At 69.4% G+C, this 19857-nt stretch carries 20 protein-coding genes; 10 read left to right on the plus strand and 10 right to left on the minus strand.

Annotated elements, in window-relative coordinates; translation table 11 throughout:
- Positions 1–2: 2 nt before the first annotated feature.
- The gene (locus CHC09_RS31990; RefSeq protein WP_179277367.1) at positions 3–1166 is read right to left on the minus strand and encodes a TetR/AcrR family transcriptional regulator; all 1164 of its coding nucleotides are present in this window, start codon (positions 1164–1166) and stop codon (positions 3–5) included.
- A 253-nt stretch (positions 1167–1419) separates the two neighbouring features.
- Here CHC09_RS31990 and CHC09_RS31995 point away from each other — a divergent pair, with 253 nt between their 5' ends.
- Positions 1420–1779, plus strand: coding sequence for a response regulator (locus CHC09_RS31995; RefSeq protein WP_089296986.1), 360 nt, complete (start codon positions 1420–1422; stop codon positions 1777–1779).
- A complete protein-coding gene (locus CHC09_RS32000; protein ID WP_089296987.1) occupies positions 1776–3254 on the plus strand; it encodes a DUF7125 family protein in 1479 nt (492 codons plus the stop codon). Before CHC09_RS31995 ends, CHC09_RS32000 begins: the two co-directional genes overlap by 4 nt.
- An 18-nt stretch (positions 3255–3272) precedes the next feature.
- Here CHC09_RS32000 and CHC09_RS48880 read toward each other — a convergent pair whose 3' ends face one another.
- From CHC09_RS48880 to CHC09_RS32010, 3 genes are all read right to left on the minus strand, one after another.
- Positions 3273–3371 carry an MFS transporter small subunit gene (locus CHC09_RS48880; RefSeq protein WP_425320680.1) on the minus strand — a complete coding sequence of 33 codons (99 nt, stop codon included), beginning with the start codon at positions 3369–3371 and terminating at the stop codon, positions 3273–3275.
- Positions 3368–4771, minus strand: a complete 1404-nt coding sequence (locus tag CHC09_RS32005; protein ID WP_089296988.1) for an OFA family MFS transporter — start codon at positions 4769–4771, stop codon at positions 3368–3370. Before CHC09_RS32005 ends, CHC09_RS48880 begins: the two co-directional genes overlap by 4 nt.
- 187 nt (positions 4772–4958) lie before the next feature.
- A complete protein-coding gene (locus CHC09_RS32010; RefSeq protein ID WP_089296989.1) occupies positions 4959–5744 on the minus strand; it encodes an IclR family transcriptional regulator domain-containing protein in 786 nt (261 codons plus the stop codon).
- A gap of 207 nt (positions 5745–5951) precedes the next feature.
- Between CHC09_RS32010 and CHC09_RS32015 the strand changes: the two genes are divergently transcribed.
- The 5 genes from CHC09_RS32015 (at position 5952) to CHC09_RS32035 (ending at position 9895) form a co-directional block, all read left to right on the plus strand.
- Complete coding sequence (locus CHC09_RS32015) at positions 5952–6812, plus strand: ABC transporter substrate-binding protein (protein ID WP_239138669.1); 861 nt, start codon at positions 5952–5954, stop codon at positions 6810–6812.
- Complete coding sequence (locus CHC09_RS32020) at positions 6809–7594, plus strand: ABC transporter permease (protein ID WP_089296991.1); 786 nt, start codon at positions 6809–6811, stop codon at positions 7592–7594. Before CHC09_RS32015 ends, CHC09_RS32020 begins: the two co-directional genes overlap by 4 nt.
- A gap of 73 nt (positions 7595–7667) precedes the next feature.
- On the plus strand, positions 7668–8444 hold the full coding sequence (locus CHC09_RS32025; RefSeq protein WP_089296992.1) for an ABC transporter permease: 777 nt from the start codon (positions 7668–7670) through the stop codon (positions 8442–8444).
- Positions 8445–8454: 10 nt separating this feature from the next.
- A complete protein-coding gene (locus tag CHC09_RS32030) occupies positions 8455–9231 on the plus strand; it encodes an ABC transporter ATP-binding protein (RefSeq protein ID WP_089296993.1) in 777 nt (258 codons plus the stop codon).
- Positions 9232–9358: 127 nt separating this feature from the next.
- Positions 9359–9895 carry a polyketide cyclase gene (locus CHC09_RS32035; RefSeq protein WP_089296994.1) on the plus strand — a complete coding sequence of 179 codons (537 nt, stop codon included), beginning with the start codon at positions 9359–9361 and terminating at the stop codon, positions 9893–9895.
- Here CHC09_RS32035 and CHC09_RS32040 read toward each other — a convergent pair.
- From CHC09_RS32040 to CHC09_RS32050, 3 genes are all read right to left on the minus strand, one after another.
- Positions 9782–10327 carry a GNAT family N-acetyltransferase gene (locus tag CHC09_RS32040; RefSeq protein WP_089296995.1) on the minus strand — a complete coding sequence of 182 codons (546 nt, stop codon included), beginning with the start codon at positions 10325–10327 and terminating at the stop codon, positions 9782–9784. The two genes, CHC09_RS32035 and CHC09_RS32040, sit on opposite strands and share 114 nt — an antisense overlap.
- A gap of 12 nt (positions 10328–10339) precedes the next feature.
- A complete protein-coding gene (locus CHC09_RS32045) occupies positions 10340–10732 on the minus strand; it encodes a VOC family protein (protein ID WP_089296996.1) in 393 nt (130 codons plus the stop codon).
- 270 nt (positions 10733–11002) lie between these two features.
- On the minus strand, positions 11003–11467 hold the full coding sequence (locus CHC09_RS32050) for a DIP1984 family protein (RefSeq protein WP_089296997.1): 465 nt from the start codon (positions 11465–11467) through the stop codon (positions 11003–11005).
- Between the two features lie 217 nt (positions 11468–11684).
- Here CHC09_RS32050 and CHC09_RS32055 point away from each other — a divergent pair, with 217 nt between their 5' ends.
- Positions 11685–13640, plus strand: coding sequence for an elongation factor G (locus CHC09_RS32055; RefSeq protein WP_089296998.1), 1956 nt, complete (start codon positions 11685–11687; stop codon positions 13638–13640).
- A gap of 7 nt (positions 13641–13647) precedes the next feature.
- On the opposite strand, the gene CHC09_RS32060 is transcribed toward CHC09_RS32055, so the two are convergent.
- Positions 13648–14004, minus strand: coding sequence for a nitroreductase/quinone reductase family protein (locus CHC09_RS32060; RefSeq protein ID WP_089296999.1), 357 nt, complete (start codon positions 14002–14004; stop codon positions 13648–13650).
- Between the two features lie 221 nt (positions 14005–14225).
- On the opposite strand from CHC09_RS32060, the gene CHC09_RS32065 reads away from it, so the two are divergent.
- Entirely contained in the window at positions 14226–15455 is a 1230-nt protein-coding gene (locus tag CHC09_RS32065; protein ID WP_089297000.1) for a serine hydrolase domain-containing protein, read from the plus strand.
- A gap of 42 nt (positions 15456–15497) precedes the next feature.
- Here the strand turns inward: CHC09_RS32065 and CHC09_RS32070 are convergent, their stop codons facing one another.
- Together CHC09_RS32070 and CHC09_RS32075 are read right to left on the minus strand one after the other, a co-directional pair.
- Positions 15498–16412, minus strand: a complete 915-nt coding sequence (locus CHC09_RS32070; RefSeq protein ID WP_089297001.1) for a LysR family transcriptional regulator — start codon at positions 16410–16412, stop codon at positions 15498–15500.
- Between the two features lie 88 nt (positions 16413–16500).
- Positions 16501–18099 carry an alpha/beta hydrolase gene (locus tag CHC09_RS32075; protein ID WP_089297002.1) on the minus strand — a complete coding sequence of 533 codons (1599 nt, stop codon included), beginning with the start codon at positions 18097–18099 and terminating at the stop codon, positions 16501–16503.
- Between the two features lie 224 nt (positions 18100–18323).
- On the opposite strand from CHC09_RS32075, the gene CHC09_RS32080 reads away from it, so the two are divergent.
- Positions 18324–19829 (plus strand): M28 family metallopeptidase, encoded by a 1506-nt coding sequence (locus CHC09_RS32080; protein WP_089297003.1) that lies wholly within the window; start codon positions 18324–18326, stop codon positions 19827–19829.
- Positions 19830–19857 lie beyond the last annotated feature (28 nt).

Here is a 19857-nt window from a genome sequence, read left to right on the forward strand (position 1 = left end):
TCTCAGCTCATCAAGGCGCCGCTCACCAGCGCCGTCACGGCCTCCCGATGGCCGGGAACGTCCTGCCAGCGCAGCGCGCGCCCGGCCTCGACCACCACCCCGAACCCCGCGTGCACCAGCAGCCGGGCCGCTCGCGGGTCGAGCTCCGGACGGGCTGCCCGCAACTGCTGCTCCCAGACCGCGATGTGCTCGCGCTGCGCGACGATCAGCGGCCGCTGCAGATGTGCCGGCAGCCCGGCGAGCTCGGCCTCCGCGACGCTGGTGAGCGCGTTGTGCTCGAAGCTGTAGGCGACGTACGCCGCGGTCAGCGCGACCACTGCCTGACGCGGATCGGTCGCTCGCTCCAGGCTCCGCTCCACCGCCTGGGCCAGCAGCCCCGCCGCCTGCAGGCACGCCGCCACCAGGATGTCGACCTTGCCGGGATAGTGCCGGTAGATCGCCGACGGGGCGAGCCCCACCGCCTGGGCGATCTGCCCGTTGGTGACGGTGGCGAACCCGTCCCGCGCGAAGAGCGGAACGGCCGCCGCCAGGATCTCCGCGCGCCGGGTGCGCGGGACCGGCTGGGCGGGCAGCTCGACCAGGTCCGCACTCCCCGCGGCGGCCGCCGGATCGGTGGCGGCCACCCGCAGCGCGGAGCCCAGCAGCAGCTCCTCGAGCCGGCGCGGCGCGATCGAGGTGTGGTGCATCGTGACGGACCCGATCGCACCGAGGGCCGCCACCGCCCGCAGACGCCCCTCCGGCAGCGGGTGCTCACGGCGCACCGCCTCGGCCACCCGCTCCACGACCTGCGCGAACTTCGCCCGGAGCAGCCGGCGGTCGGTGCTCTCCAGGTAGCGGGCCTCCCATCGGTACAGACCGCCCGACGCGCGGTGGGCGATCGTGACCCGGGTGAGGGCGGCGAGCATCTCCGCCAGATCCGCCTCGGGCGGCGCCTCGTCGAGCACCCCGACGAGCCGGTCCACCATGACATTCGCACACTCGGCGAAGAGCGCGTACTTGTTCGGGAAGTGCCGGTACAGCGCCGCCGCGCTGATGCCCACGCCGGCGGCGATCTCCTCCATGGAGGCCGCGTGGTAGCCACGCCCGCTGAACACCTGGCCGGCCGCCTCGACGATGAGCTGCTTGCGGTTGCGCGGCCGGGTCGCCGCCGTCGGCCCGGCGGTCACCGGATCACCCGAGCGGGCGTGGGCGGGCTCAAGACCATACGTGCCAGTCAATCACAGCGCCGTCGAAGCCCGGCGCCTCGTCGAGACCCTGCCGACCGGCGCCAGGCCCGCTTCGCTCATCGCCAAACCCCGCGTCGGTGCGATCACGGCAAGTTTAAGCTTCGCAGCAGTTCATCCGTTTAAGTGGCTTTTGGCGGGATAAAATATCAGCGATCGGAGGCCGCGCGATGGCCCTGATGAACGGGTTGGTTCGATGGGCCGGATTCTGGTGGTCGATGATGAGCCGGATCTGCGGTTCGTGCTGCACCGGATCTTCACGCGCGCCGGTCATGAGGTCACCGAGGCCGGTGACGGTGCCGCCGCGCTGGCCCAGGTCCACCGATCGTCGCCGGATCTGGTCGTGACCGACATCATGATGCCGGTGATGGGCGGCGTTGAACTCATCCGCCGGCTGCGCATCGACCCGGTGACCGCGGCGATTCCGATCCTGGCGGTCAGCGGGGACTGGCAGTTGGCGGTCGAGGCCGACGCGGCGCTGGCCAAGCCCTACCGATTTACCGAGGTGCTCGCGATGGCTGAACGCCTGCTCCAGGAAGGACGGGGTGCGAAGTGAAGCGGCTGTCGACCGGCCTGGCGGACCTGGACCTGATCCTCGGCGGCGGACTGCAGGTGGGTTCGGTGGTCGTCCTGGCCGGGCCCCCCGGGGCGGGAAAGACGATCCTGGCCCAGCAGATCTGCTTCACCAACGCCACCGCCGAGCACAAGGCCATCTACTACACGACCCTGTCGGAGCCACACTCCAAGATGGTCGAACACCTGCGCGGATTCACGTTCTTCGACCCGGCGGCCCTGGGGCCGAAGATCGAATATGTGCATCTGGGCGACCTGCTGCGCGACTCCAGTGCGAAAGACCTCAACTTGCTGATCGACGAGGTGGTCCGCAGGGCCTTCGATGACGAGCCGGTGCTGGTTGTGATCGACAGCAGCAAGATGCTCCGGGACTTCGTCAGCGGCCCCACCCTGCGGAGGGCGTTCTACGACCTGAGCAGCCGTGTCGCGCACACCGGGGCGGTACTGCTGCTGCTGGGTGAGTACACCGCCGAGGAGATGCAGTCCGGAGTGGAGTTCTCCCTGGCCGACGGCATCATCCAACTGTCGCACCTGGCTCGCGAGCCGATCGACCGGCGCGGCCTACGGGTGGTCAAGATGCGGGCCGCCACCCACCTCAGCGGCACTCACACGGTGTACATCACCACCGACGGCGTCCAGGTATACCCCCGGGTCGAATCGTTCCTGCCCGAGGAGACGACACCCCTGAACGAGCGGATCCCCTCCGGGCTTCGCGGCCTCGATGCGCTGATGGGCGGCGGGATACCACGTGGGGACGCCACCCTCGTGCTTGGGCCCTCCGGCGCGGGTAAGACCATCGGCTGTCTCAACTTCATCGCGGAAGGTCTCACCCGAGGCGAGCGTTGCCTCTACATCAGCTTCCAGGACACCGCGAATCAGTTGGTCGAAGTGGCGAGCGCGTTCGGAACCGACTTCGCCGCCGCCCGGGACAGGGACCAGTTGATGATCTCCCACGTCCCCATGGGCAGCCTCGACCTAGATGTCCTGGCGTCCGTGATGCGCCATCGCCTCGCCGACCGTACGACCTCGCGGGTCGTGATCGACAGCCTGGCCGAGATGGCCTACGCCGCTCGGGAGTCCGAACGGTTCCCGGCCTATCTGCGTAGCCTCGTCGCCGTGGTCCGCGCCGCCGGCGCGTCCCTCTGGGTCACCAGCGAGACGACGACGTTCGGACCGATGAAAGACCCGGTGGTCGGACTGATGTTTCTGTTCCACAACGTGGTTCACATCCGCTACATCGAGCACTGCGCCGAGATCGGCCGGACCATCAACGTCCTCAAGATGCGTGGCAGCCGCCACGACCAGGGCATATATGAATGCGACATCACCGGCGGCATCAGCGTCGGCGGCAGACTCCAGCGAACCACCGGGATGCTTGGCTGGAGCGCCCTACGCGACTGCCCGTTCACCGGCCACGAGGCGACCGAGGCCGTGGGCAGCGACGCGGACCACGGCTGAGCGCATCGTGATGCCTGCTCAGCTCAGTAGTTTGGCGGCGGTTATCAGGGTCTGGACGATGCCGTAGCCCAGGAGGACGGCGACCAAAAGCCAGGAGAGAGCAAGGCGTACGTTCATGCGGCGGCCTCCTTCTCGAGTGGGGACCGATCGGCGGCCGGCTCGTGGTGTGCCGGCGGGACCGGGCGGATCAGCAGGTTGGCCAGGAAGCCGATGGCCAGGACGCCGACCATGGTCAGCAGGGCCGGCTGATAGGCGGAAGCGGTCAGCGTGCCGGGCTTGCCCTGGGCGTCGAGGAAGCCGTTGATGATCAGCGGACCGGCGATACCGGCGGCCGACCAGGCGGTCAGCAGGCGGCCGTGGATCGCGCCGACCTGGTAGGTGCCGAACAGGTCCCGCAGATAGGCCGGAACCGTGGCGAACCCGCCGCCGTAGAAGGACAGGATCACCCCGGCCAGCACGACGAACAGTGGGATCGCGGAGTCGCCGACGGTGGCCAGCAGCAGGTACAGCACCATGCCGACGCCCAGGTACATCATGTAGGCGGGTTTGCGGCCGATCAGGTCCGACGTCGAGGACCAGGCGAAGCGGCCGGCCATGTTGAACAGGGACAGGACGCCGACGAAGCCACCGGCGGCGGCGACCGCCACGGCGGACGTCCCATTCGTACGGAAGAAGTCCTGGATCATCGGGCTGGCCTGCTCGAGGATGCCGATGCCGGCCGTCACGTTGCAGAACAGCACGATCCAGAGCAACCAGAACGAGCGGGTCCTGATCGCGTTCGCGGCGGACACGCTGGCCGTGGTCACCAGCGGCTTGGCGGTGACCTCGGACGGGTCCCAGCCGGCGGGGCGCCAGCCGGGCGCGGGCACCCGGATGTTGGCGACGCCGAACATCATGATCAAGAAGTAGCCGACACCCAGAGTGACGAAGAGCAGGACCAGCGCGTGACCGTCGGCGACCGAACCGGACACGCTCGGGTCGTAGCCGGAGTCGTAGTAGGACAGCAACTGCCGGGACGCCGGGCTGGCGATCAGCGCGCCGCCACCGAAGCCCATGATCGCCAGGCCGGTGGCCAGGCCGGGACGGTCCGGGAACCATTTGATCAGGGTGGAGACCGGCGAGATGTAACCGATGCCGAGGCCGATGCCGCCGAGCACGCCGTACCCCAGATAGACCAGCCAGAGCTGGCCGGTGCCGATGCCGAGCGCGCTGACCAGGAAGCCGGCGGCCCAGAAGCAGGCGGAGACGAACATCGCCTTGCGCGGGCCGTTCCGCTCCACCCAGGTGCCGCAGACCGCGGCGGAGAGCCCTAGCATCACGATCGCGATGCTGAAGATGACGCCGATCGCGGTCTGACCGGTGTCGAAGTGCGCGATGAACGAGTTCTTGTAGACGCTGGTCGCGTAGGCCTGGCCGATACAGAGGTGCACAGCGAGCGCGGCGGGCGGGATCAACCACCGGCTGTAACCTTCCGGCGCCACGGTGTGTTTGTGATCGAGCGCGGATAGTAGAGACATGTCAACGCCTCCCCTCAGGCGCCCATCATCGAACCCTTTCGATCCCATTCGCAACTATCCACGGCGCAAACTTCAAACCGGGATCCACCGTCCAGACGAGAGTGGCGAAAACCACACCTGTGAATATCTTCAGGCCGAGGACGTACGCGAGAGCGCCGTTTCGCCTTTCATGATCGTCTCTGGATCGTCAAGCGCGCGTGCGTCCCGGGGCCGCGATCCGCAGGTCGTTCTCGATCGCCGTGGTGGCGGCCAGCAGGGGCGGGAGCAGGCGTTCCCGAATCGTGTCGACGGTGGCACGGGCCGCGTGGACGGAGACGTTCAGCGCTCCGGTCGTGGCGCCGGAGCGGTCCCGGATCGGCGCGGCGATGGCGCGCAGGCCCTCCTCCAGCTCCTGGTCGACGATCGAGTGGCCGCTCTCGCGGACCCGGTCCAGCTCGGCGCGGAGCTCGCCGGGTGAGCAGACGGTGCGGTCGGTGAGCGGCTCCAGCTTCGCCCGGGCGAGGTAGGCCTCCAGCTCCGGGCCGGGCAGCGCGGCGAGCAGCACCCGGCCCATCGAGGTCGCGTACGCCGGGAAGCGGGTGCCCACGTTGATCGCCACGCGCATGATCCGACTGGTCGGCACCCGGCTCACGTAGACGATGTCGTCACCGTCCAGGACGGAGAGCGAGCAAGACTCGCGCACCTCGGCGACCAGGTGTTCCATGTGCGGTTCGGCCGCCTCGGGCAGGGTCAGGCCGCCGAGGAACGCGTAGCCCAGCTCGAGGACCCGGGGGGTCAGCGAGAAGAGCCGGCCGTCGCTGCGGACATAGCCGAGATCGGTCAAGGTGAGCAGGAACCGGCGGGCGGCGGCGCGGGTCAGTCCACATAGGCGGGCCACCTCGCTGAGGGTCAGTTCGCGGTGTTCGGCGTCAAATGCACGGATCACCGCGAGCCCTCGCTCCAGCGACTGCACGTAGTACGGTTCCCGCGTCATCGGATGATCGACCCCGATCGTTGACGTGACACGAGCCACATCATAGCGTTCTCTCTGAGAACTTCCGTTCGTTCTGCGCACAGATTCTACGGAGGAATAGATATGCGTCGGCGTTTGATCGCAGGCCTGGCACTGGCGCTGGTGGCCAGCACGGTCACGGCCTGCGGTTCCGATAAGGACTCAAGTGGTGGCGATTCGACCGGGTCCGTGGACAACGTGACGGTCGGGGTCATCCCGATCATCGACGTCGCCCCGATCTACCTGGGCCAGTCGAAGGGCTTCTTCAAGTCCCGCAACATCGAGCTCAAGCTAGAGTCCGGCCAGGGCGGCGCGGCCATCGTGCCCGGTGTGGTCAGCAACCAGTTCCAGTTCGGCTTCTCCAACGTGACCTCGCTGATGATCGCCCAGACCAAGAGCGTGCCGATCAAGGCGGTCGCGGCCGGTGTCGCCTCCACCGGTGCGCAGGGCAAGGACTTCGGCGCCGTGGTCGTCAAGGGCAACAGCCCGATCAAGACGGCCAAGGACCTGTCCGGCAAGAAGGTCTCGGTGAACACCCTGAAGAACATCGGTGACACCGTTACCCGTAACTCGGTGCGCAAGGCCGGCGGCGACGACAAGACCGTCAACTTCGTCGAGATGCCGTTCCCGAACATGCAGGCCGCGCTCGAGGGCGGGCAGATCGACGCCGCCTGGGTCGTCGAGCCGCAGCTCTCCTCGATCAAGGCGGCCGGTGGCCGCGAGGTGGCCTCGACGTTCGTGGACGCGGCCCCGAACCTGACCGTAGCGACGTACTTCACCTCGCAGAAGCTGCTTGCCGACAAGCCCGACCTGGTGAAGCGCTTCACCGAGGCGATCAACGAGTCGCTGACCTACGCGGACGCCCACCCGGACGAGGTGCGGCAGATCCTGACCACCTACACCAAGATCGACGACAAGACGCGCGCCGCGGTGGTCCTGCCCAAGTGGCCCATCGAGATCAACAAGGCGTCCGTCCAGACGATCGCGGACCTGGGCACCCAGGACGGCATCTTCGCCAGCGCCCCGGACCTGAGCAAGCTCCTGCCGTGACCTCAGCACGTCGTGGCAACCCGGTCCTGCTCGGCCTCGCCGGGCTGGCCGGGTTGCTTCTCATTGTCGAACTGCTGCCGCGGCTCGGCCTGGTGAACGAGCGGTTCCTGCCGCCCACCAGCCGGATCGTGGCCGCGCTCGCCGACGAGGTGAGCACCGCCGCGTTCTGGCGGTCACTCGGCGACACGCTGTACGCCTGGGCGCTCGGGCTGGTCCTCGCGGTGCTCGCCGGGGTGCTGGCCGGCCTGGTGATCGGCTCGGTGCCGGTGCTGCGCGAGCTCACCGCGTCGACCGTGGAGTTCCTGCGACCGATCCCGTCGGTGGCGCTGATCCCGCTCGCCGTCCTCCTCTACGGCACCGAGCTGGGCTCGACCCTGCTGCTGATCTGCTACGCCGCGTTCTGGCAGGTCCTGATCCAGGTCCTGTACGGGGTGGCGGACGTCGACCCGGTCGCCGAGGAGACCGCGCGCAGCTTCCGGTTCTCCAGCTGGGGCCGGGTGCGGCACGTCCTCTGGCCGACCGCGCTGCCGTACGTCTTCACCGGCGTGCGCCTGGCCGCCTCGGTCGCCCTGGTCCTGGCGATCACCGCGGAGCTGGTGATCGGCGCGCCCGGGCTGGGCAAGGAGATCGCGACCGCGCAGAACTCGGACGCGGTGGCGACCATGTACGCGCTGATCGTGGTGACCGGCGCCCTGGGTGTGGTGATCAACCTGCTGACTCGTACCGGCGAGCGCCGCCTGCTCGCCTGGCACCAGTCCGTCCGGGGCGAGGTGGCGACATGAGCGAGCTCGCGAGCGAGTCAATGGGCCCGGTACTCAAGTCATGCCGACGCCGGAGCGAAGCGGAGGTGCCGCTATGACCGTACTGCGGAAGGTTCTTTTCGCTCTTGCTCTTCCGGTCGTTCTGTTCGCGGGCTGGTTCTGGCTCAGCGACGGCAGCGAGAGCTTCTACTCGCCGCCGCTGCGCACGATCCTCACGGCCTTCGCCGACACCTGGCAGCCGGAGCGGCTGCGCGCCGACGTGGCGCCCAGCCTGCTCCGGCTCCTCGCCGGCTACCTGCTGGCCGTGGTGATCGGTATCGGCCTGGGCATGGCGGTCGGCCTGAACCGGCGGCTGCGCGCGGTGCTGGAGCCGGTCCTGGAGTTCTTCCGGGCCATCCCGCCGCCGGTACTGGTACCGGTGATCATGCTGTTCGCCGGGATCGGCGACGGCATGAAGGTGATCGTGATCGTGTTCGGCTGCGTCTGGCCGATCCTGCTCAACACGGTGGAGGGGGTGCGGGCGACCGACAGCGTGGTGCTGGACACCGCCCGCGCCTACGGCGTGACCGGCCCGGCCCGGCTCACCCGGGTGATCCTGCCGTCGGCCTCCCCGCAGATCGCGGCCGGCCTGCGCCAGGCGCTCTCCATCGCGATCATCCTGATGGTGATCAGCGAGATGTTCGCGTCCAGCAACGGTCTGGGCTTCACCATCGTGCAGTTCCAGCGCAGCTTCGCGATCCCGGAGATGTGGAGCGGGATCATCCTGCTCGGCCTCCTCGGTTTCACGCTCTCGCTGTTGTTCCGGCTCGCCGAGCGGCGGGCGCTGCGGTGGTACGAGGGGCTGCGCGCGGCGCGGCGCCGGGCCGGTTAGGAGAGTCACGATGCTCGAAGTGAAGGGCCTGCGGAAGGTCTACAGCTCCGGAAGCCGTGAAGTCGAAGCGCTTCGCGACCTCACGTTCACCGTCGACAACGGCGACCTGGTCTGCCTCGTCGGCCCGTCCGGCTGCGGCAAGACCACGCTGCTGCGCTGCGTCTCCGGCCTGCTCACGCCGACCTCCGGGGAGGTCAGGCTGGGCGGTAGCCCGGTCACCGGTCCGCCGCCGGGCATGGCGGTCGTCTTCCAGGAGTACGGCCGCAGCCTGTTCCCGTGGATGAGCGTGCGGGCCAACGTGGAGCTGCCGCTCAAGCAGAAGAAGGTGGCCCGGGCCCGCCGCAAGGAGCTGGTCGAGTCATCGCTCGACGCGGTCGGGCTCACCGGTACCGCCGACGCGTACCCGTGGCAGCTCTCCGGCGGCATGCAGCAGCGGGTGGCGATCGCCCGGGCGGTCGCCTACGAACCGGAGACGCTGCTGATGGACGAGCCGTTCGCGGCCGTCGACGCGCAGACCCGGGCCGACCTGGAGGACCTGGTCCGGGCGCTGTGGCAGCGGCTTAAGGTGACCGTGCTGTTCGTGACGCACGACATCGACGAGGCGGTCTACCTGGGCCGGCGCGTCGTGATGCTGTCGTCGTCGCCGACGGTGGTGCAGGACGAGCTGGTGGTGGACCTGCCGGCCGAGCGGGACCAGCTGCACACCCGGGCGGATCCTAAGTTCATCGAGCTGCGGACCCGGGTCTACGAACAGATCCAGCTGGCGAAGAAGACCGTACAGAAGTAGGTCGGTCTGCCGGAAAAACGGCCCGGACCTCGGTGTCCGGGCCGTCGCTCCGCACCTCGATCGGAGACAGGGAAAGCGCGACGGGGATCTCATCCTCCGGTGCGGGTCGGCGCGGGATGATGAAGGCATGTTTGGTGACCGATGGGGAGTAACCGACAGCGAGACAAAACGCTCCTATCCGTGCGACGAGTTCGTCGTCGCGCCCGCTCTGCAGCTCTGGCGAGGCGTGCGGGTCGCGGCGCCTCCGACGGCCGTGTGGCCGTGGGTCGCACAGATCCGGCTCGCGCCGTACTCCTATGACTGGATCGACAATCTCGGCCGCCGGTCGCCGCAGCGGCTGGCCGGCCTTCCCGAGCCGCAGGTCGGAGAGCCTTTCACCACCGCGGCCGGCCGGAAGCAGGGCAGAATTCTCTCGATCGACCCGGGAAGACAGCTGACGGCGACCATCATGGGCGCCTTCATGTCCTATGTGCTCGTGCTGCACGACCGGGACGACACCCGCCTGCTGCTGAAAGTGACCATGCGGGTCAACCCCTGGATCGGCCTCGCGTTATCCGTCGGCGACCTCGTCATGGCTCGACGGCAGCTGCTGAATCTGAAGCATCTCGCCGAGCGTGAGCACCGTCAGGGACTTGACGAGTCGGCGCTCGAGCCGCCCCGCTGAGATCTTGAGGTCTTCGGTGGGCATCCAGCCGGATCGTTCGTACACCTGAACGGCCCGCTCGTTGTCATCGATGACCCAGAGTTCCAGGCTACCGACGCCGGCCAGGCGTGCCAGATCGTCCACGTGTGTGAGCAGGCGGCGGCCGACCCCGGCTCCCCAGGCCTCGGGGGCGACGGCGAGGTAGACGAGTTCGAGCACGGCTTCACCGGTCACGACGAGCACGAATCCGACGGCCTCACCCCGCAGGTGGGCGACGTGCAGAGAACTGCCTGCGGTCGAGAGTCGATGCTGGATGCCGGGCAGTTTCTCCTCGACGGGAGCCGGCGCGAGCAGGTTGTCCCGCTCGGCCGTCGCACGGGCCCAGATGCTTGCGGCGGCGCGTTGGCTCTCGACGCCGCCATCCCGGACGATCTTGATAGCTGAGGTATCCACGACGAAACAGCCTCAGGCGGTTCCGAGCAGGTCCCACCGGTTGCCGGCGATGTCGAGGAAGACCGCGACGCGACCGTACGGTTCGGTGCGGGGCTCGCGGACGAACTCGACGCCGGCCTCCGTCATCCTTCGGTACGCCGCGTCGAAGTCGTCGACCCGAAGGAAGAAGCCGACCCGGCCGGCCGCCTGGTCACCGACGACCGCGGCCTGGCGTTCGCCGTCCGCGCGGGCGAGCAGCAGAGCCGTCTGCGCGCCGGGCGGGCGGACGACCACCCAGCGCTTGGGCCGCCCATCGTTGGTCAGCGACGGCGAGTCCTCGACGAGGTCGAATCCGAGTACGCCGGTGAAGAACGCGATGGCCGGGTCGTACTCGTCGACGATCAGGGCAACAAGATCGATCTGCACCCCGGCAGCCTATCCGCGGCCGGCGGCCCAGCCGGCTGTCGAACCGATATGAGGCGCGGAGTTCCCCATTCCCACCCTCACCGTCATGGATCTGCACTCGGTAGTGTGCCGTGCTCCGTACACCATCACTTGTGCTCCGTGCTGGGCATGCAGTGTCAAAAGGGGAATCGAACCCCAACGCCTGCCCGCGGCGCGCCAAGGGAGGAGCCGATTTACCCGCCGGCTCTCGGGTCTGTGCACGCCTCCATGTCGGCTACCTGCTCCGCGCTCTCAGTCGAGCAGGTCGGCCTCCCAGTTCGTCCGCTGAATCAGCGTGTCGACCTCGCGGAGCTGCCGGGCGAGCTCGCCCGCCTGGCGCCGCAGGTCGGCCACCGGCAGCGCCGGGATCATCCGCAGCTCGGACCGCAGCTGCCGAAACCCGCGATTGCCGTCACCGGCCGCGGCGTCGGCCGCCGAGGTGACCAGGCCATGCCGTAGACGCAGGACGTCCCGCCGGGCGAGCGCGTCGGTGAGGGTGCCGCCCTCGACCAGGGTGGCGGCGTTGGTGCGGTTGATCCGCCGGATCAGTGACTCGAGCTCGTCGAGCGCCTGACCCGCCTCGGCCAGCAGGGCGGCGGCGTCCTCGGCCGGCGACTCGCCCTCCTGGTAACGCGAGCTGCTGGTGACCCGGGAACGGAGCTGTTCGGCACGACGCGACGCATCCGCGCGCAGCGCGAGAGCCTCGGCAAGTTTCATGGCGAGCAGTATGCCCCGCCAAGATCGGCATCGCACCGCGATTTCGCGGTGGAATTGCAAATTCGGTGGCGGTGGCCGGGACGGTGCGAAAGCCTGAGGGGCGCGTCGCCGAACGGCGGCGGGCAGGCCACACGGTCGCAACGACCACGACGAGGAGTCACGATGCGCGCTACTTCCACGCTCCGGACCCTTTTCCGTCCTACCGTGGAGTTCTGCCTTGCCCTTGACGAACCTCGGAATCGTCGCCCATGTTGACGCCGGGAAGACCAGCCTGACGGAGCGCCTGCTGTACGAGGCGGGAGCCGTGTCCCAGCCCGGCAGCGTGGACGCCGGCACGACCCGGACCGACTCGATGGAGCTGGAGCGCCGGCGCGGTATCACCATCCGGGCGGCCGTCACCTCGATCACCCTCGGTGACCTGACCGTCAACCTGCTGGACACGCCCGGTCACCCCGACTTCATCGCGGAGGTCGAGCGCTCCCTGGGTGTGCTCGACGCCGCCGTGCTCGTGGTGTCCGGTGTGGAAGGCGTTCAGCCGCAGACCGTCGCCATCTGGCGGGCGCTGCGCCGCATCGGCGTCCCGACGGTGTTCTTCCTCAACAAGGTGGACCGCCGCGGCGCCGACGTCGAGCGGGTATCGGCTCAGATCCGTGAGCGGCTCGGGGCGCGTCCGGTCACCCTCACCACGGTCACCGGCCAGGGCGGGCGGGACGCCCGGGTGCGGGCCGTCGACCTCGGCACCGAAGCCGTCGTGGAGGCGGTGGCGGAGGTCGACGACGCGGTGGCCGCCCGGTGGCTGACGGGTGAGCGGGCCCGCGTCCGTGACGTACGGCTCGCGATCCGGCGCGCGGTACGCCGCGCCGAGCTCAACCCGGTGGCGTGCGGCTCGGCGATCACCGGAGCCGGCGTGCCGCAGCTCCGCCACCTCCTGGCCCAGCTCCTGCCGCGCTGTGACGAGCGGGACGGCCCGCTGGCGGGCACGGTCTTCGCGGTCGACCGGGACACCGGCGGCCGGCGGACCTGGCTGCGCCTGTGGTCGGGGCGCCTTCAGGTACGCGATCGGGTGCGACTGTCCGGAGCCCGGCCGCAGACGGTGACCCAGATCGCCGTCAGCGAGCCCGCCGGCGTGCTGTCACGCACATCGGCGTCCGCCGGCCAGATCGCGGCGGTACGCGGCCTGTCGGCCCGCATCGGCCAGCACGTCGGCGATCCGCCCCGGCGGCACGCCTACCGGTTCCCGCCGCCGACCCGGCAGGCGCTCGTCGAGCCCGTCGACCCGGCGCAGCGGCTGGCGATGTTCGCCGGGCTGGCCGAGCTGGCGGACGAGGATCCCCTGGTGGACCTGCGGCTCGACGAGCAGCAGGCGCAGGCGGTGATCCGCCTGCACGGCGAGGTGCAGAAGGAGGTGGTGGCCGCCCTCCTGGAGGACCGGTACGGCGTCCGGGTCCGGTTCTCGGGCACCCTGACAGCCTGCATCGAGCGGATCGCCGGCACCGGAACGGCCGAGGACCGGGTCAAGGAGCGCGGCAACCCGTACCTGGCGGGGCTGGGGTTGCGCATCGAAGCCGCTCCCGCCGGGCACGGGGTCGAGTTCCGTCCGGGGATCGAGCCGGGCCGGCTTCCACCGGCGTTCGTCACGGCCACGGAGGAGGGTGTGCGGGCCGCGTTCCGGCAGGGCCGGCACGGCTGGCCGGTCACCGACGGCACGGTCACCATGACGTTCTCGCAGTACTGGCCGCGGCAGAGCAAGCCGCACCAGAAGTTCGACAAGTCGATCTCGACGGTGGCGGCGGACTTCCGCAATCTCGCCCAGGTCGTGTCGGCCGCGGCGCTGCGCGCGGCCGGTACCCGGGTGTGCCAGCCGATCGAGCGGTTCGACGTCAACCTTCCGCACCACACGGTGGACGCGGTGATGGCGCTGCTGGGCCGGCTCGGAGCGGTCGTCCACGACACGGCGGTGACGGGCGGGTACCTCGAGGTGAGCGGTGACCTGCCGTCGTCGCGGGTGCCGCGGGTCGTCGCCGCCCTGCCCGACCTGACCGGTGGCGAGGCGGTTCTGATCACCCGCTTCGACCACTACGCGCCGATCACCGGTGAGGATCCGCCGGCGCTGCCCCGGCGCGGGCCCGACCCGGGTGACCGGGAGGCGTGGTTCCGTGCGGTACCACGGTAGGCCCGGGTCAGCCGAGCTCGATCTCCACCAGCGGGCTGCCGGCGATCCAGCTCTCCAGGCTCCCGGCCCAGTCCAGGGCCGGGACGATCTCGCCGAACACGCGCGCCCGTTCGTCCGGGTCGGTCACCGGCCGCCCCCGCACCTGGAGGTCCAGCTCATTCAGGTGCAGGGTGAACTCGGGGTGCGCGAGCACGTTGGCGTACCAGTCGCGCGAGCCGGGGCTGCCGGTCAGCCAGTAGCGGCCGGCGGCCAGATAACGCCACGTCTCGATCCGCCGCGGCCGCGCGCTCCGCCGCCCGATCGTGGTGATCTCCACGGTTCGCTGCCGTTCCAGCGCCTGCCGCGCCTCGTCCCCGACCGTCATGAACCCATGCTGCGACCTCAAGCCGGCTTCAGGTCAAGGACGCAGGCCTGATAACCGTCGAATTATGGATCGTTTCGATCTCCGCCGTTGATCGCGGTCCGCGAAGCCAGCGATCCTGACCAGGCCAAGCACCGGGCCGTGGCCGTCAGCCCGAGATCAAGAGCGTTGCGCCGGTACGAGGCGGTCGCGCGGACAGAACGCTGGACACGAGGAGATTCGTGATGGGACTGGGTAACAGTGGCTTCTCCAAGGCGGGACTGCAGAGGGTGCGTGACGTGCTCGAGCGGCATGTCGCGTCCGGGCGGATCCCGGGGCTGGTAGCGCTGGTCAGCCGCGGTGACGAGACGCACGTCGAGACGCTCGGGACGATGCGTCATGAGGGTGGCGCGCCGATGCGCCGGGACACGATCTTCCGGATGGCCTCGACGTCGAAGCCGCTCACGATTGCCGCGGCGATGGTGCTGCTCGACGAGTGCCGCCTGCGGCTGGACGATCCGGTGCTGCCGTGGCTGCCGGAGCTGGCGGACCGCCGGGTGCTGACCCGGCTCGACGGCCCGCTGGACGACACGGTGCCGGCGCGGCGGCCGATCACCGTGCGGGACGTACTGACCTCGACGTTCGGACTCGGCATGGACATGACGGTGATCGGCACCCCGATCATGAACGCGGTCTTCGAGCAGGGCCTCACGCCGAACCTGCCGGAGCCGATGCCGGAGCCGGACGAGTGGATGCGCCGCCTCGGCACGCTCCCGCTGATGCACCAGCCCGGCGCACGCTGGCAGTACCACATCAGCAACGACCTGCTCGGCGTGCTGGTCGCTCGGGTCACCGGCCAGTCGTTCGGCACGTTCCTGCGCGAGCGGATCCTCGACCCGCTCGGCATGAAGGACACCGCCTTCCACGTGCCCGCCGACGAGATCGACCGGCTGCCGCCGGCGTACATCCCGAACCCGGAGACCGGCGAGTTCATCGTCTGGGACGAGGCCGTCGGCGGACGGTGGAGCACCTCCCCGGCGTTCGAGGGCGGTGGCGGTGGACTGGTGTCCACTGTCGACGACTACCACGCGTACTTCCGGATGCTGCTCAACGGCGGCGTGCACGAGGGCGAGCGGATCCTGTCCCGGGCCGCTGTCGAACTGATGACCACCAACCAGCTCACACCCGAGCAGACGGCCGCCCGCACCACGCTGGCCCGCGACAACGTCCACGTCTCGTTCGGCCAGGGTCAGCACGGCGGCTGGGGCTTCGGGATGGCGGTGCGCACCTACCGCGGCGACTACGCGCCGATCGGCCAGTTCGGCTGGGACGGCGGCAGCGGCACCTCGACCTACGCCGACCCGGAGAACGGGCTCGTCGGCGTCCTGTGCACCCAGGTCGGGGCGAGCACCCCGGACGCGACGCACGCGTTCCTCGACTTCTGGACCACGATCTACCAGGCGCTCGACGACTGACCGCCGAACCGGGTCACCCGCTCGCGACCGATCCGCGCGGCGTCACGGATGGGATGGGGGGCTCTCCGGCGCACCGTACAGGGCGAGTGGCCCGGCTTCGGCGACGAGTTCGGCGAAGGTACGAATGAGCTGGGTTTCCGCGGCGGTGCGCCAGATCAACGCGAACCGGGCCGGCGGAGCGTCGCGGATCGGCAGGTAGGTGATACCCGGCGCGTTGGCGTAGTACCTGCCGTGGGCGTGGGCGGGCGAGACCGCCTCCCCGGAGGCCAGGATCGGCAGCATCTGCTGGCCGTTGGTGACGGACGGGCCGATCGGGATGAGCCGGCCGCTGGGTGTGTGGGAGGGCACGAGGGCTTCCCGCCAGTAGTCGGGAGAGCAGCCGCCCATCACGACGCAGTCGGCGAGATCCTCGTAGGAGACCGTTTCCTGCCTGGTGAGCGGGTGGGTGGCGGAGGTCGCCAGAACTATGGGCTCGGTGTAGACGACCGGGCCCACGCTCAGGTCGGGTTCTCGAACGGGGAGCCAGAGGATCGCCGCGTCGATGTCGCCGGCGCGCAGCGGGCCGAAGGGGTCGCCGAACTCGACGGAGCGGACCTGGACCGCACAGCCGGTGCGCACGACGAGGGCGTCGAAGAACGGCTGGAGGTCCGGATAGTTCCAGCTCACCATGCCGAGACGCAGTGCCCTGGTGCTTCCCTGGGCGGCGAGCCTGGCTCGCTGGAGGCCCTCGTGCAGGCCGTGAAAGTGCGGGTGGAGATCATCACGTAGCTGCCGGCCGAGCGGGGTCAGCCGCACGTTGCGGCTGGTCCGCTCGAAGAGGGCGCCACCGATCCGCCGCTCCTGCTGTTTGATGGACTGGCTGACCCGGGCCTGGGACACCCGCAGACGTTCGGCCGTACGTCCGAAATGGAGCTCTTCCGCCAGAGTCAGGAAGATCTCGATGTCGCGCAGCTCCACAGGCTGTTCCTCTCCAGCCGGGTGACCACGGCCGGCGTAGACGACGCGGCGGGCCGCACCGGGATCGGTACGGCCCGCCGGTGTCAGGTCAGCGCAGGACCCGCGCGGTCCGGACCGGAGTGCGCGAGGTTCCGCCCGCGGCGTCGGCGCTGAAGGCGCTGACCGCGGTCGGGTCGGGCTGCGGAACCGGCTGGCACTGCTTGTCGGACCGGTTGCCCTTGACCCGCTTGGGCAGGGCGCCGGTCGCGAGGTAGTTCGCGATCGTGTCGTCGGTGCAGGCGATGCCGCTGAGCGAGCCGGAGTGCGTGGTGCCGCCGACCCCCTCGATCAGCACCGAGCGCGGGAAGCGCTTACGCACCTCGATCGCGCCGGTGTACGGCGTCGCGGCGTCGTTGGTCTCGCCGATCAGCAGGAATCCGGGCGCCTTCGCGCCGTTGATCCCGACCGGCTTGCCGGGCTTGGTGCCCCAGTTGATGCAGGGCGCGTTGTACCAGGCGTTGTTCCAGGTGATGAACGGGTACTTGGAGTGGATCTTCCAGTTGTCCCGCTGCCACTTGGACCAGTTCGTCGGCCACTGGACGTCGCTGCACTGGGTGGCGAGGTACATCGCGTAGCCGTTGTCCGCGTCGACGCCACCCGGCTCGGCGTAGTTCGCCAGCAGCAGGGTCGCGTCCTTGTCGTTCACCCAAGCGGCGAACGCGTCGGCGACGTCCTGCCAGCCGTAGACGTAGTAACCGGCGGAGACGAAGATGTCGTTCCATTCGTCCGGGCCGATCTTGCCGGCCGCCGGAGACTTACGCAGAGCCGCGAGCGTCGAGTAGTACTTGGCCTTCACCGACTTACCGGTCTTGCCGAGGTGGTAGACCGAGTCGTACTTGGCGATCCAGGCGAAGTAGACGTCCATGTTCTTGTCGAACTGGATGTCCTGGTCGAGGTTGGCGTCGTACCAGACGCGCCGCGGGTCGACCACGCCGTCGAAGACCGCCCGGCGGATCTTGTCCGGGTGCAGCGTGGCGTAGACCTGGCCGAGGTACGTCCCGTACGAGAAGCCGTAGTAGTTGATCTTATTGGCGCCCAGGGCCTTGCGCAGGCTCTCCATGTCGGCCACCGAGTCGGTGGTCTTGACGTGGTCGAGCAGCGCGCCGCCGGCCTTGTCGCACTTCTTGGAGTAGTCCGTGGCCTTCTTCAGCCAGGTCTTCTCCAGAGACCGGTTGACCGGCACGTAGTACGGCCGGTTGTAGCCGGCGTAGTTCACGTCGCAGGAGAGAGCCGGCACGCTGGAGCCGACGCCGCGCGGGTCGAAGCCGATCCAGTCGTAGTAGTCGCCGGCGCCGTTCGGCACGGTCTCGCCGATCACCGGCAGGCCGAGGCCGGAGCCGCCGGGGCCACCCGGGTTGGTGAGCATGACGCCCTGGTACTTGTCGGCGGCGGATTTGTGGTTGATCCGGGACACCGCGATCTTGATCTTGGTGCCACGCGGCTTCGCGTAGTCCAGCGGGACGACCAGGAAACCGCACTGGGCGTTGCGGGCCTTCAGGCTGGCCCGGGTGCAGCTTCCCCAGTCAATGGCCGGTGGGGTGTAGCCGCTGTCGTGGCTGCCGCTGGCCGCCGCGGCGACCGGGATCGTGCCGGCACCGATCAGGAGGCCGGCCGAGGCGGCGATGGTGGCCGCCAGGATTTTCCGCATCCCTTACCTTCCGTTGTCGAGCGCCCGACGGGCCGTGGTGGGCCCGGGCGATCCTCGCAGACTAGCCATTCAGGCATGGAAATGGCAGGACATATGTCATGGCCAATTCCCGGGTCGATCTGCACGTGTCCGAATAGGAAAGTAGGTATCTATTGGTATGAGGGTGAACGCGAAGTGAACTGTCATGCTCGTCGATGAATTAGTCCGCCCGCGAAGGGAATCCCGTGCGAGCACTCCCCCTCATCGGCGCCGCCGTGCTGATCGCCGGCCTCAACGCCGTCCCAGCCCAGGCCGCGGCCGCCACCCCGGACATCCCGGTGGCCAACGTCAAGGCACACCTCACCCAGTTGCAGAGCATCGCGACCGCCAACGGCGGCAACCGGGCGCACGGCCGGCCCGGTTACCTGGCCTCGGTGACCTACGTGAAGAACCTGCTGGACGCGGCCGGCTTCACCACCACGCAGCAGAGCTTCACCTACAACGGCGCGACCGGATACAACCTGATCGCCGACTGGCCCGGCGGCGACACCAGCAACACCCTGATGATCGGCGCGCACCTGGACAGCGTCACGGCCGGCCCGGGGATCAACGACAACGGGTCCGGTTCGGCGGCGAACCTCGAGGTCGCGCTGCAGGTGGCCCGCTCGAACTTCCAGCCCACCCGGCACCTGCGCTTCGGCTGGTGGGGCGCGGAGGAACTCGGCCTGCGCGGCTCGACGGCGTACGTCAACTCGCTGACCAGCGCGCAGAAGGCCGCGATCGGCGACTACCTGAACTTCGACATGGTCGGCTCGCCGAACCCCGGCTACTTCCTGTACGACGGTGACAACTCGGACAACACCGGATCGGGCCCCGGCCCGTCCGGCTCCGCCGAGATCGAGCAGACCCTGGCCGACTACTTCACCTCGATCGGCGTGCCGACCCGCGGCACCGACTTCGACGGGCGCAGCGACTACGGCCCGTTCATCAGCGCCGGCATCGCGGCCGGCGGCATCTTCACCGGCGCCGAGGGCACCAAGACGTCCGCGCAGGTCGCGCTCTGGGGCGGCACCGCCACCCGGTTCGACCCCTGCTACCACGCTTCCTGCGACACCACGTCGAACATCAACGACACCGCGCTGGACCGGAACTCGGACGCCATCGCGTACGCGGTCTGGACCCTGGCCAACGCCGGCACGACCCCGCCGCCGACCGGTACGACGGTCTGGTCGGACGACTTCGAGACCGCCAAGGGCTGGACGGCCGGGACCACGGACACCGCGACCCTCGGCCGGTTCGAGCGCGGCAACCCGGAGGCGACGTCCAGCTCCGGTGTGGCCACCCAGCTGGACGCGGCGGCCGGCGGCACGTACGCCCTGGTCACCGGCGCGGCGGCGGGCTCCAGCGCGGGCGCGAACGACCTGGACGGCGGCGTCACCACGCTGACCTCGCCGGCGATCACGCTGCCCACCGGCACGCTGACGCTGAACCTGTCCTGGTACCTCGCCTACCTGAACAACGCGACCAGCGCGGACTATCTGCGGGTCCGGGTGGTCTCCGGCACCACGACCACGACGCTGCTCACGGTGAGTGCGGCGGCCGCGAACAAGGCGGCGGCCTGGACCGCGGCGAGCGCGAGCCTTTCCGCGTACGCCGGTCAGACCGTCCGTCTGCAGGTCGAGGCCGCGGACACCGGCACCGCGTCGCTGATCGAGGCCGCGGTCGACAACGTGGTGATCACCAAGGCCTGACCGGGCTCCGACGAAGTCAGGGGCGGTC

The organism is Actinoplanes regularis, assembly GCF_900188005.1.
Lineage (GTDB): Bacteria > Actinomycetota > Actinomycetes > Mycobacteriales > Micromonosporaceae > Actinoplanes > Actinoplanes regularis.

Coding starts and splice junctions, on each gene's coding strand:
- CHC09_RS32035 (WP_089296994.1), top strand. CDS start 9,359: ATGTTTGGTGACCGATGGGGAGTAACCGACAGCGAGACAAAACGCTCC.
- CHC09_RS32060 (WP_089296999.1), bottom strand. CDS start 14,004: ATGACGGTCGGGGACGAGGCGCGGCAGGCGCTGGAACGGCAGCGAACC.
- CHC09_RS32010 (WP_089296989.1), bottom strand. CDS start 5,744: ATGACGCGGGAACCGTACTACGTGCAGTCGCTGGAGCGAGGGCTCGCG.
- CHC09_RS32005 (WP_089296988.1), bottom strand. CDS start 4,771: ATGTCTCTACTATCCGCGCTCGATCACAAACACACCGTGGCGCCGGAA.
- CHC09_RS31995 (WP_089296986.1), top strand. CDS start 1,420: ATGGGCCGGATTCTGGTGGTCGATGATGAGCCGGATCTGCGGTTCGTG.
- CHC09_RS32025 (WP_089296992.1), top strand. CDS start 7,668: ATGACCGTACTGCGGAAGGTTCTTTTCGCTCTTGCTCTTCCGGTCGTT.
- CHC09_RS48880 (WP_425320680.1), bottom strand. CDS start 3,371: ATGAACGTACGCCTTGCTCTCTCCTGGCTTTTGGTCGCCGTCCTCCTG.
- CHC09_RS32065 (WP_089297000.1), top strand. CDS start 14,226: ATGGGACTGGGTAACAGTGGCTTCTCCAAGGCGGGACTGCAGAGGGTG.
- CHC09_RS32075 (WP_089297002.1), bottom strand. CDS start 18,099: ATGCGGAAAATCCTGGCGGCCACCATCGCCGCCTCGGCCGGCCTCCTG.
- CHC09_RS32030 (WP_089296993.1), top strand. CDS start 8,455: ATGCTCGAAGTGAAGGGCCTGCGGAAGGTCTACAGCTCCGGAAGCCGT.
- CHC09_RS32050 (WP_089296997.1), bottom strand. CDS start 11,467: ATGAAACTTGCCGAGGCTCTCGCGCTGCGCGCGGATGCGTCGCGTCGT.